Source organism: Geotalea sp. SG265, assembly GCF_022808985.1.
GTDB lineage: Bacteria > Desulfobacterota > Desulfuromonadia > Geobacterales > Geobacteraceae > Geotalea.
Genome location: NZ_JAKZFT010000002.1, coordinates 212,633 through 225,487 on the forward strand (window position 1 = coordinate 212,633; position 12,855 = coordinate 225,487).

A 12,855-nucleotide genomic window follows, 5' to 3' on the forward strand; every position below is an offset into this window, starting at 1 on the left:
ATATCGTACCGAACGAGGAGGAAACCATGTATTTCAGACTTCTTACAGCCCTTGCAGGCCTGCTGATGTGCGCGAGTTACGCCGCTGCATTTCCGTTTGCCTACATTACCAACCTCAGCGATAACACCGTATCGGTTATCGACACTAAAGATAACAGGTACGTCAAGAAAGTTACTCTCGGCACGGGTGTATATCCCTATGGTGTAGCCGTCAGCCCAGATGGGAAATATGTTTTCGTGTCGAATCAGACATCTCAATCCATTTCGGTCATCGACGCACGCAACGACATCGCCAATCCCACGGTTGTCAGTACCATCAGTTCGCTGGGCGGCACTCCCAGCGGTTTAGCGATCAACCCCGCGGGAACACGACTTTATGTAGCAAACAATTCCACAGCCTCCGTTTCCGTGCTCGATGTCTCAGCGCTGACCGGCGACACCACGGCTGCATCAATACAGGTCGCATCCCCCACCGTCGGCAATAATCCCGAAGGTGTAGCTGTTGATCCTGACGGCACCAATGTCTATGTCGCCAACTACGGCTCCGGCACTGTTTCCGTTATCAGAACGTCGGATAATACCTTGATAAATACCATTAACGTAGGCCCCAACCCCAAAGGCATTGCGGTGGGCAAGGTAAATGGCTTTGTCAAGATCTTTGTCGCCAACAGTGGTAGTGGTACCGGTGCTAATACAGTTTCAGCAATAGATGCCGGCACGCTGTCCGTGACACCTATCACGGTAGGTACAACTCCTTACACCGTTGCTGTTGCGGCAAACGGTGCCAATGTCTACGTGTCCAACTCCGGCTCCGACTCCGTATCCGTAATTAGTACGGCCACCAACCCTTACAGCGTTACTACCACATACACCCTGCCATACCTCGGTACACCGCAAGGTATAGCAGTGACACCTGATGGTAATAGGATTTATGCCGTCAACACTACTGGCGACTCCGGCATTGGCAGCGTTTCTTCGATCGTACCTGCTGATACCACGAATCCTACCACAGAGCTTATCAACACCACCGCTTTTCCTGACTTTTTTCAATCACCGGCTACTCTCGGCAATTTCATAGGTCCCCGGCTCTACACCATCACGGCAACCGCAGGCAGCAACGGCAGCGTTACTTCTCCTGACAGCAAGACGACCAGTGCCGCCAACAATAATACCATTCTGTCCGTTGTGGATCCGGCAACCCGCCCTGCATATACCCTTGCCCCTGATCCTCTATACCGGGTCGATAGTATTTCCATCGACAACGCCCCTATCGTCCTCGACACCGACCCCAACTATAATAAGACCACCAAAACCTACACCTTCAGCCCAGTCGCCGACGATCACTCATTGCAGGCTACCTTCATCAAGGATTTCGATCATCTTTCCATCACCAGGAAGGCAGCATCTACCGGCTCAACTGCCGACGGCTCCGTTACCAGCAGTCCCGCCGGTGTCAACTGCAGTGCGTCAACCGCACCTAGCCTCTGTTATGTATTGTTTCAGGAAGGCACACCCATCACCCTTACTGCTACTCCGAACCCCGGCAAGTTTTTTGCTGGCTGGGTGGGAGACACGGATGGCAACGGTAGCCTGATCAACAACGGCGCCCTCTGTGACGGCAAGAAAACAACCACCTGCACCTTCACCATGAGCACCTATACCAGCGTCACTGCAGTGTTTTCCGACACGAACCCAGTTGGGCCTGTACGTATGCTCCCGCAAGGCACTTATTTCTCCACAATCCAGGAAGCCTTTAATGCAGCAGACGCCACCACCACAGAAATTCAGCTTTCTCTCCCTTCGTTCACGGAGAATCCGAACTTGATCAATGGCAGGTCGTTTATTCTGAGCGGCGGCTGGCCCAACGATTACAGCTATGGTTCTCAAAGCACGTCGCCCACTTTGATCACCGGATCACTTACCATCACCAGTGGCACTATTACCGCCAACAACATTGCCATCAACTGATAAGAATGAATAAATAATGAAAAAAAGGCAGCCAATCGGCTGCCTTTTTTTATGGCCTTTTAAATGCCATGTCCTACCTTATCAGTTTATTGTACAGTACAAGCAGCCGTTCCCCTCTCGCCCGCCAGGAATGATTATGCACAGCCTTTTCCCTTACCTGTTTCGACAACGACTTGACCCTTTGGCCATCTGCCACAAGTAGTGCGATCTTTTCCGCCAAATCGGCTGCGTTACCATACTCCGCAAATATACCCGTCTCCCCGAGTATTTCGCGGTTGACCGGCGTATCGAAAGCAACAGTGGGCAAACCGCAGGCCATGTAGTTGAAGATTTTGCCATTGGCCTCCGCGCGGGAGATTTTCGGCGAAACCGCAATATCGCAGGCTGAAAGGTATTTGGGAGCATACTCATAATCGATCTTGCCCGTAAAAGTAACCACGGAAGCCACGTTGAGCTGCCTGCTTTTCTCAATGTACTTTTCTTCGGGAAATCCCATGATCAAAAAGTGAAGGTCCCTCTTTTGCGCTTTGAGTCTGGCCACCGCATCAAGAAGGATATCTATGCCCTGGTACTCGTTGAGAAGCCCGAGGTAAGCAACAACAGGCACATCCACTGGAAGCCGCAGCTCATCTCTGCTCTCCGTTTTTCCATAGGGACGGAAGCACTCCGTGTCAACGCCGTCAATAAGCGCTTCGACATTCCCTTCCGGTATCTTCCAGGTGTTGACTAGTGCATCGGCACTGGGACTTGAACTTGTGATTATGAAATCGGCGGCTCGATTGATTCTGTCTTCGACGATAGCAAAAACTTTGAGAAGTGCCGATTGTTTTCCGGTGAAACCATGGTCCGACACTTCGGTCGTCATGCTTCCCTGGTAATCGAACAGCAGAGGCACCTTGAGCAGTTTCTTCAGCATGAAGCCGACCAGCGCTCCTTCATGAAGATGTGCATGTATGAGGTCGGGTGCAAAGGATTTGCATATCTGCAGAGCCTTGAAAAACAGGAGCAGATCCAGGTAGGGTTTATGCCAGGAGGGTCCCGCCTCGCGCTTTTTGTACCAGGGTATCGGGCAAGTCCTGTAAGTGGGAATAGGGGAAATGGTACGGCCGAGATGATAGGTGACGATCCTGACATCGATCCCCAAAGACCTGAGAGCTTTAGCCTCTTCATAGATGCGCACATGACAGCCCCTGTCGGAAAAGTATGGGGTAGGAGCTATCATGAGGATTTTTGATGGGTTGTCAGGCAAGATTGATCTTTTCTTTAACGACATAGATCGGTTTGGACTGGGCCTCATAGTAGGTGCGGGCATTCAATTCTGCCAGAAGTCCGAGGACGATGAATTGCACCCCCATGAACAGCAGGAAGGCAGTCAGAATGAGCAGAGGATTACGATTCATACTCATCTGCTCGAAAATCTTCATATAAATAACGGCAGCTCCGCTTAATCCACCGGCAGCTAAGGTATAAATGCCCCACTTGCCAAATAGCTGGATCGGCTTCGTGGAATACGCCAGCAGGAATTTAACTGTCATCAGGTCGAGTATGACGCGGGTGGTCCTGGATATACCGTACTTGCTGACGCCGCGCACGCGGGGATAATGGGCAACCGGAAGCTCCGTAACCTTTGCCCCAACCTGCGAAGCAAGGGCCGGCACAAAGCGGTGCATCTCCCCATAGAGATTGATTCCTTCCAGCACCTCTCTCCGATAGGCCTTCAATGTACACCCGTAATCATGCAGATGGACACCCGTCATCTTCGAGATCAAACGATTGGCAATAAGAGAAGGCAATTTCCGGTTGACAAAGGTATCCCGGCGATTTTTTCGCCATCCGGAAACTACATCGAACCCTTCATTGATCTTGGCCACCAGGCGCGGAATGTCCGCTGGATCGTTCTGCAGATCTCCGTCCATGGGAACGACAACATTGCCGCCGGCAACTGCAAATCCAGCGGCCATGGCCGCAGTCTGGCCGAAGTTGCGGCGTAACCTGATCACTTTTATCAGTGTATTCTCTATTGCTATGGCTTTTAAAGCCCGGAACGAACCGTCGACTGAGCCGTCATCCACAAGAATCAGCTCGTAAGAAAGACCGTTGCCATCCAGCGCGGCAAATACCTTGCGGCAAAGGTCTGGGATATTCTCCTCTTCATTATAGATGGGAACTACCACACTAAGATCCACTACGAACTCTCCCGTTTCCTTAAATTGCAGATTGCCAACCGCGCCCAATATCCTTGATCCTTCTTATTGTGATTTCGCCAGCACAGGGAATACTCCAGCGAAACCGCGGTCGTATCAAACCGGCAATGAAGCCGGCACCATAGCATATGTGCAAAGTCGGGTAAAGAACCGCGGCAAGACAGGCAATTCCCGTCCCTTTTCTTGTTCCATTCAGCAGTGAAAAAAATGCGTCCATGGCAAGATAGACCAGCAAAGGGATGACGTATGGAGTCGCAATGAATACAGGAATAAGCAGAAGGTATAAGATAAACAATGATGGTGCCAAGGTAAAGACTTTTATCTCCCGGCTCACATGAACCTGCTCAGCTCTACCGCGCCCGTAGCCAAATATTTGTTTGACAAAGGCGCGGTACGATGGGCGCTGACTGCGCATGACCGCCAAGGAAGGATCATGTATCAGCAATCGCCCTTCATTCTTCAGGCGACCCATCAGCTCATTTTCCTCATTGGGATACAGCCGCTCATCAAGCCCGCCAAAAGAAAGAAAGACATCCCTGCGAAAACTGAGGTTGCAGAGAATGAGCTCGGCATCGTCGGTTTGTCGAGCCTTGCCGACAAGCCGGTAGCGGTTCCGGTTCCCCCCCCCGCCGAACGCCGATGCCAGGACCGCGCCTGCCGACTTCTGAAAAAGAGTATCATCTTCCGGAGTCAGGGAGGGGCCACCAACAGCGACGACAGCAGGATCCTTCAGGTAGTGATCTGCCACCCTGTGCAAAAAATGGGGATCCACGAGGGAATCGTCATCCAGAAAATAGAGGATATCTCCGGATGCCAGAGCGGCAGCAGCATTCCTCTGGGCACTGGGGCGGCATCCCTCAGCAACTAGGATTTCAAAAAGCTCCTGAGGATAATCCACAGTGCAGAGCGGCCCTAAGGCTTTGACGGCTCCTGATGGTTTGACGGGGATAATAACAGATATTTTCAGAGGTTCCATTTTTCGGGAAAACATGGAAAAACCGGGTTACCCCGGTCTCTCAGAAGACTTTTTTCAGATTGGCTTCGAATCGCTTTTCTAGCCGGTTGCCGTTGCCGTGCTCACGGCCGTAGCTGTAGTCCAGCGTTGCCTGCATGAGGTTGAAATTAAAACCGATGGTGGCGTTGTAAATATTCTGGGTGGCATCCTCATGGGAAAGAAGGGAATATTTGGCCCTGGCCGCTATAAATAGCCTGGTCAGAGGATAATACTTAATTCCGCCGATAAGACTTTTGGTCGATGCCCTGTATGAAAAGTAAGTTTGTTCATCATATTCCAGCCCTTGATTTAATTCAAGAATCCGCCGAGTGACGCCATAATCCGTATACAGGTAGTAGTTGGTTGCTTGCTTAAGAGAAGTCAGCCTGCTGCCGGTTCCATCAGTATTGTTCGTATTGCTGTAAGAGTATTGAACCGAAGATTCAAGGGTTCGGTCGGGGGAATATATAATACTGCCGTCCCCGTTAAAGTCCGTGTGAGAATTATTTGTCTCGTTATAGGTTACGTAGCGGGTATTCATCCTGACTTTGAAGCTCTTTATTGTGTAATCAATGGTGTTGGCAAACTCAGTCGCATGGGTCGTCGGCCGGTTCCTGGCCTGCAACAGATCATCGGTGAGAATAAAGCCAATCCTCAGACGTGCAACTGGCTGCCAAGAGGCACTGGCCACGGCACGGGAACGCGTATAGCTGTCAGTAGGGGTCTTGAAACCTGAGCTTTCATTGCCGACGAAGCTGGGCTGGGAAGAAGTACTTACGGATGTCAGATCATCAGCAGCATTGCCGTTGGAAATGGTAACAGTTTCAGTAATATCCAGTTTCAAACTGTTCGTTGGGGCATAGCCACCCTTAACAGAAAACATCTGGGTCAGAACTGAACTTTCTTCGGCATTACGGGAGCGATTACGCGCTGAGGTGATATCGTAACTTGCAAAAAGGCCGTACACCGAAGAAAATCTCCGGGTGCTCGTCGTCTCCAAATGGCCATTAAGGCTGAGGGTTTTTCCGCCATTGGAATCATCGTAACTTTCAACCGACCCTGAGTGCATGAGGGTGAATCGCTCTCTCTTGAAGGTATCGATCCGGTAGGAGGCAAGAAAATCTCTTGTATCATAGTTATTCAAAATTCTTACTTTGCTTTGGTCCATATTGAGCCTCACCCGCCAGTCAGTATCAGCTCCCATGGTTCCCGAAACATATAAAGGAATTCTGGTATCATACGTAAGACCATATGTATCGATGGTCCGCCTGAATGAATTATAGGTCTTGGCTTCCCAACGGGATCTGCTGGCAGTGCCGAAGAGATCGACTTCATAGGATTCGTAACTGTCGCTCATTTCCTGATGCTTCGTGTATTGACCGTCGGCAGAAACTTTGATCCAGTTCGAAAAGTCCACCCATCGCCGCTGCATTTGCTGGTCGATGGTTCCGAGAATGACCTGCGTCTCCTTGTAACTGAGGGTCGGATTCAGGTAGTCGGTAAAATTAGTGGTTCGCACATGAAACCAGTTATCTTTTTTGTTGAGGCTCACGAATGCAAGCCTCCTCAACCGGGTATCCTCGGGTGTCAAGGTTTTGAGGTCATGGATTATATTGTCCTGGTAGTCGATGAATATTCGAGGCAACTGGCCGAAAATGGAGTTGTACTGCCCCCCTTTGTTCCCGATGTCAACGTTGAAACCACTCAGTATCCGTGTACCGTCACGCAATGAGGTAGTTAAGGATGGAGGGATCAGCGCGTCGTTCTGCAGCAGGGGCAAACCGGCATCACTGGAAAAAGAGCTTCTACTCAGGTCGTAACTGTAAAATCTGGCAAAAACAGGGAGTTCCTGGGGATCAATTCGCACATCCCCTCGATAGAGAATATGGCCGGCACTGACTGAGAAGCTATCGCTGATAGCTTGAGGCCCGACAAAAGTTTTGAGCTTGGTGTCGAATGAGGTCCATTCGTAGCCGAGGGAAAGTCTATACTGGCCAAGGCGCCCATTGGCAAGCTCTCCAGCTGTAGAGTAGAGCAGGGAATAGCGCTGCCTGAAGCTGGAAGCATCAACGGCTTTGGCACCGTTGACCTCCCTATCGTAGCTGACATAACCAAGTTCGGCCTCACCAACGAGAGCAGCCTCAGCTGAAGGCAAACGCAAGAAGTAAGCCGCCAAGAGAAGCAGCACAATCGACAGGGGATGAAGCATATATACGTATTTCTTGCCTTTTTCCATAAGGTCCCAACTACTTATAAACAAATATTTATCTTCATCGTAGTATATTCTGCAATTATCATACCTCGGCAGTTTTATTTTTGACACAGGGCAGAACGCAGTAACTAGTCGATTTTTCACCAAACTTACATTGCAATTTTCAAATAACCAGTTAAAAACTTATTGATCGCTATATGACATAGTTTTTTACAGTGAAATGGCAAAAGAAGAGAGGGTGTTGGGATCATGGGGGGGAGTTACTGTCGAAGGAGAACCGGTCCACATACAAATCACTGGGGAAGAAACTCAAGGGGCACCAACCGCGCATCACTGCCGATAAATTGAACACTCTTGTCATGACAGCACGCTTTGGGTTGTTGCAAAAAAAAGAGGGGGTTACCCCCCTCTTTTCGCCAGCTAGTCAAGCTACTATTACTTCAGATGACAGGTAGTACAGAGCTTGCTGTTTTCCATGGAAACCCTGAGGAACGGAACATAGGTATTGTCGTGAACATTGTGGCAGGTGTTGCACTCAAGATAGATTTCTTTAGCAAGAGGCAATACACCACCGACTTTGTTACTTCCATCCGCAGGCGCCAAGGTACCAGAAGCAGCAACAGCCTTGCTGTAAATGATGTTGATCGGATGATCGTTGGTCAGATTGGTGCCCAGAGCGGCCTTGCCGGCGACAAAGTCAGTAGCCCCAAAACCGGTGTTAAGAGGGATAGAGCTTGGGCGAGTGTCGTCTAGACCGATCGGCGCAGTAGCGACGGCGGCGTTAACCCCTGTCGTACCGTCATGACAGCTCATACAGAGGATAGACGGGCTGTTCGGATCCAATGTCCTGCTGGAGCCGGTAGCGTACCAGGAATCATCCTCCTTGATAACGCCAGAGGTGTAAAGTTTGAAGCTCGCCGTCGGATTGTTTCTGTTCCACAGGGCGCGGGTCATTACCGAGTTGTGCGGTGTATGACAGTAGACACAGATCTGGTTGGTTTGACCTCTCTCAGGCAGACCGTTGCCACTTGAGAGGTTATGTTTCGAGGTGACGATTCCCGCCATCGCCCCCGTGGCGACGGTGAGTACTGCAGTTGCTGCCAATACGGATAAAATCTTTTTCATCTGGTAAATCCTCCTCTTTCATTGGTGTTGCTAAAGTTAGTTGTGTGATTTTGCTACTCTTCCTTGTCTTGGAGTCACCTGCCTTTCGGTTAAATTGAATGCATTCAATGCGAATGAAATTAAATTTAATTTACTCTTTAGCAACTTGCGTGCCAGCAAGCGCAAGGTCAGCAACTAACTGTTATTGCAAACTTTTTTAAAAGAGGCGAATCAATCCCCCGAATACAATTGGTTCAATAACTACTTCCCCGGTCTTTTAACGGACGTAGGGCACTGTCATTTTTTAACGTCTGGCGCTGGTTGCATCGGCTCTACCGGATTTGCCTTTTTGTACTCTGGATTCATATACTGAAACTTCTGGAAACGATAATTATATTGATCAACAACATAAATTGTGTCGTTCTTGTCGACGGCAATGCCTTGGGGAAGCAGGAACCCACCAGGAGCGATCTGTTTTTCCGAGGCATAGGTACCTCCCACCGTCAGCAGGTATTCCCCCTCCCGCGAAAAAATGTTGATTGTGTTGGCTTTGCCGTCAACGCTGTAAATATGCCCTTCGGAATCGGCGGCGATACCTTTCGGCATCTGCAGCTCCCCCGGATTATCGCCCCGCTTGCCGAAGGTGCGGATCGGCTTGCCCTCGGGATCAAGCAGCTGAATGCGGCAGTTCCTGAATTCCGAGACAGCTATGGTGCCGTCCTTCAACACCGTTACCCAGGTGGGCCCGAAGAATTCCCCCGGCTCGGAACCTATCTTGCCTATTGTCTTTATATGCTTGCCGTTAAAATCATAGACCTCCAGGTTATGAACTGCCGGATCAGCCACAATCAAGCGCTTTCTCTGGTCATCCACGGCAATGCCGATCGGCCGTTTTGCATCCTCCTGCAGTTTAATCCTGTTGATCAACGCCTCGTCCTTGTTGAATACCAGGACCTGTTTATTGTAGGAGTCGACGACATAGAGATTGCCAGTATTGTCCAGTGCAATCCCTATTGGCTCCCTCATGACCGATTTCAGGTCCTTGTCGCCAAGGACATGTACTTTGTTGACGTTGAAGTCGAAGACCACTATCTGCATGCTGGCAGCGTCACTGACGTAAACCTTGCCGGCGCCGTCCGACGCAATGCCCATGGCTCGGTTGAGCTTGACGACCTCTTCCTGACCGACAATGGATTCAAACAACTTCTGGTTGCTGGTCTTAGGCATGTCATTCTGCGTCCTGTAGGCACCGAGCCATTCAATTTTCGGTTCATCTGGCAGGGGGGGCCAGAAGAATCTCTTTTTTTCGGCCACCGGAGCTGAGGCGCAGCCGAAGATGGTCCCTGCCACCAGTCCACACGCAATGCTTCTAACCAGCACTTTCAATGTTTTCATAACTTCTCCTCTGCAACAGGTCTATACGACGGGTTATTTATTGTGACACATCTGACAGAGCTGCATCCGGTCGTCGGAATTATTCTGGAAATAAAAGCGCACATCCCCGCCATGGGGGTTGTGGCAGGAAACACAGGAGAGCTCCCTTCCCGAACCTGGCTTGGATGGGTCGGGCCTGTCTTTCAGAGGATGGCCGCCACCAGTCGACAAACGCACCACATGGGTGCCCGCCCCGACCGACTCGTGACAGGAAAGGCAAAGCTCGTTGATGGGCTGGTGCAGCTGACTGGGAAAATTCGTCCCGTGGGCATCATGACAGATTTCGCACATCCCCGCCTCGATGGGGCCATGAAGGAATTTCCTTTTTTTGAACTCGGCTTCCTTGTCGGCGTGGCACTCATTGCATAATGGGGCATCGCGCAAAGGTACTTTATACTTTGGGGTGTCCTTGAGGCTGTGACAGTAGGCACAGGAAAACGTTCCCGCCGGGCCATGGACGAAATTGACGGTCGCCATTTTCTTGTGACAACCATAGCAAGGGTTTTTTTTGTCCAGGTTGTTATCCATCTGTGTAGTGGTCGGATTCATATCATGGCACGGGCTGCAATATTTTTCCGTTTCGAGCACATGCATGGCATTCGCTTTATACGTAGCCGGGACATCAGCAGCGCGCCGGTCCTTGAAAAAAATCTCCGTTGATGCGCTGTCGATTACTTTCTCTCCGCCAAACCCCTCAACGAGTATTTCGTTTTTTCCAGAGTCCCAGACCGGCTGCAGTATGACCAAGTCCTGGAAGGCCTTCCGGTATTCGGGAGAGCCGATCAACATCGTGTCGCTGGCGAGGCCGTTCACGGTAATCCTGATCCCGGTAATCTGTGGGTTGTTCATTTTCAGAATCAGATAATCGGAGCGTTTGACCTGAGTCTTCGGGGCGGGATAGATGAAGGTTATGGCCGCTTCAGCAGAGGAAACGACCAGCGAGCCCAACAGAATCGCAAATAAAGCCGGTTTACCTTTCAAAAAAAGCTTCTCCTCTTGCTGATGTGTTCTGACAGAGACCTACTGTTGATCGTTCACTGCTTTTGTTCTGTCATAGGATTTAGGTTTATGGCAACCGACAACGCACGTGCCTCCTGTAGCCTTCTTGTCGAAGGCGATGGGTATCTCCCATTTGCCGAACCCGGGTATTCGTCTTTTGATCAGCTTTGGTTGTTCGGCAGCATGGGGATCATGGCACGCCTTGCATGACCGGCCTTTGTCAATCTTGTTCACGTGCAGGAAATGCAGATTTCTGTCACCGTCACGAAAATTGGTCAGGCTGTCGGTACGCCTCTCAAGGATCATTTCCAAAGCGTGACAGTCAAAGCAAATTGCGAAGTTCTCCGGGTTGAATGGCAAATAGAACGCTTCTGGGAAATCTTTGCGCAGGTGCTTGCGGTAGGGGGAACCATGGGGATCATGGCAGGCAAGACAGTTACCTTTTTTTACTGGTGCATGCACCGATTTATCCGACATGGCCGAGGGATTGTGGCAGCTGAAACACAAAGCAGGCAGTCCCATTTTCAGAAAAAATGGATTGTCGGATTGATGGGGATCATGACAGATAAGGCAATTACCATCGGCAACCGGTCCATGCATCTTTTTTTGACTGAATGTATTCTCATGGCAATTCAAGCAGAGCCCCATGCCGGTATTGTTGAGCAGGTTGCCGTTTTTCGATGCATGGGGCTGGTGACAAAGAATGCAGTCGCCGGAAGCCACAGGCCCATGTACATTCTTTGCGGTGTCTAGGGCGTCATGACACTGGTTGCAGAGTCTTGCGCCGGTGCCAGTGAGAATGACAGCCCCCCTGTCCTCGGGATGTCGTTTATCCTGTGCAAGCTGATGGCAGGATGAGCATTCACCGGCAGCATATGGTGCATGCGTGACCACGGCTTTTCCCGGATCGCTGTGACATTGCCGGCAATCCTGCATTTGGGCTCTGACGACGCCAGGAACCAGCAAAGACAGCAAGGCCGGGACAGCAAGGGCCAAAGATCTGAAATTTGAGCGACTAGGCGTTGTCATCACCATGGGTAATTATCTATGCGCCAATATGGCTGAATAGCGAATCGGGAGAGAGGGACTTCACTTGCCGTAGCTATGCAGACCGGACAGGAAAAGGTTGACCCCCAGGTAGCAAAAGATAGTCGCAGCGAATCCGACCACCGAAAGGATGGCTGCCCGCCTGCCGACCCACCCCCTGGTAATGCGGGCATGTAGAAACGCGGCATAGATGAACCATACGATCAAGGACCATGTTTCTTTCGGGTCCCAGCTCCAGTACGTGCCCCAGGCATAATTCGCCCAGGCGGCACCGGTGACGATGCCCAGGGTCAGCAGCGGGAAACCGATCATGATCGCCTTGTAGTTCAGATCATCCAGAACCTTGACCGAGGGAAACATGGCTATTACCCCACCTGCCGGCGAGGAAGCAGAGGAATCCTCCTGTTTCTCCCGGATTAGATACATGATGGACAGCCCGCAGGCAACAGCAAAGGCAGCATAGCCCAGAAAGCAGGTGATGACATGATACAGAAGCCAGTTACTCTGCAAGGCAGGCACCAGCGGCTCTATGCCGCTATCGAGGCCTAGCTGAGCCCAGGCCATGCCCAGCAGGGCAAAAGGGACGACGAAAAAACCGACAGCCCGGTACTTGTACTTGAAGTCAATGATCAGGAAAATCAGGACAATTGTCCAGGAGAAGAAAACCACCGACTCAAACAGGTTGGACAACGGCGCATGGCCCCGACCCAAGTCGTAGGACTCCTTCCAGCGAAGCCCGATTGCGGCCGTTTGGAGCAGGAAGCCGAAGATAGCGACCATGGTACCGGAAAAACCGACATTTTTGTTTTTCGTGGCAAGAAACGCCAGAAAAAGCAACGTGGAAACCATGTAAGAAATTGTCGTAACGTTAAAGAGCATGGAACTGGACATTCG

Annotated in this window: 10 protein-coding genes; 1 reads left to right on the top strand and 9 read right to left on the bottom strand. The window is 50.7% G+C overall.

Annotation, left to right across the window (positions count from 1 at the left end):
* Positions 1-26: 26 nt before the first annotated feature.
* Positions 27-1,967: a YncE family protein gene (locus tag ML541_RS03495; RefSeq protein WP_243370881.1), complete on the top strand. Its 1,941-nt coding sequence runs from the start codon at positions 27-29 to the stop codon at positions 1,965-1,967.
* Between the two features lie 73 nt (positions 1,968-2,040).
* On the opposite strand, the gene ML541_RS03500 is transcribed toward ML541_RS03495, so the two are convergent.
* The 9 genes from ML541_RS03500 to ccsB form a co-directional block, all read right to left on the bottom strand.
* Positions 2,041-3,147 (bottom strand): glycosyltransferase, encoded by a 1,107-nt coding sequence (locus ML541_RS03500; protein ID WP_347710777.1) that lies wholly within the window; start codon positions 3,145-3,147, stop codon positions 2,041-2,043.
* Between the two features lie 61 nt (positions 3,148-3,208).
* Positions 3,209-4,153, bottom strand: a complete 945-nt coding sequence (locus ML541_RS03505; protein ID WP_243370883.1) for a glycosyltransferase family 2 protein — start codon at positions 4,151-4,153, stop codon at positions 3,209-3,211.
* A 19-nt stretch (positions 4,154-4,172) separates the two neighbouring features.
* Complete coding sequence (locus tag ML541_RS03510) at positions 4,173-5,162, bottom strand: glycosyltransferase (protein ID WP_347710778.1); 990 nt, start codon at positions 5,160-5,162, stop codon at positions 4,173-4,175.
* Positions 5,163-5,187: 25 nt separating this feature from the next.
* Positions 5,188-7,401: a hypothetical protein gene (locus tag ML541_RS03515; protein ID WP_243370886.1), complete on the bottom strand. Its 2,214-nt coding sequence runs from the start codon at positions 7,399-7,401 to the stop codon at positions 5,188-5,190.
* A 411-nt stretch (positions 7,402-7,812) separates the two neighbouring features.
* Positions 7,813-8,502: a cytochrome c3 family protein gene (locus ML541_RS03520; RefSeq protein WP_243370889.1), complete on the bottom strand. Its 690-nt coding sequence runs from the start codon at positions 8,500-8,502 to the stop codon at positions 7,813-7,815.
* Between the two features lie 276 nt (positions 8,503-8,778).
* A complete protein-coding gene (locus ML541_RS03525; RefSeq protein ID WP_243370893.1) occupies positions 8,779-9,876 on the bottom strand; it encodes a 6-bladed beta-propeller in 1,098 nt (365 codons plus the stop codon).
* 33 nt (positions 9,877-9,909) lie between these two features.
* Complete coding sequence (locus ML541_RS03530) at positions 9,910-10,896, bottom strand: cytochrome c3 family protein (RefSeq protein ID WP_243370895.1); 987 nt, start codon at positions 10,894-10,896, stop codon at positions 9,910-9,912.
* A 39-nt stretch (positions 10,897-10,935) separates the two neighbouring features.
* On the bottom strand, positions 10,936-11,949 hold the full coding sequence (locus tag ML541_RS03535) for a cytochrome c3 family protein (RefSeq protein WP_347710779.1): 1,014 nt from the start codon (positions 11,947-11,949) through the stop codon (positions 10,936-10,938).
* Positions 11,950-12,003: 54 nt separating this feature from the next.
* Positions 12,004-12,852 (bottom strand): c-type cytochrome biogenesis protein CcsB, encoded by an 849-nt coding sequence (gene ccsB, locus ML541_RS03540; protein WP_243370903.1) that lies wholly within the window; start codon positions 12,850-12,852, stop codon positions 12,004-12,006.
* Positions 12,853-12,855: the final 3 nt, after the last annotated feature.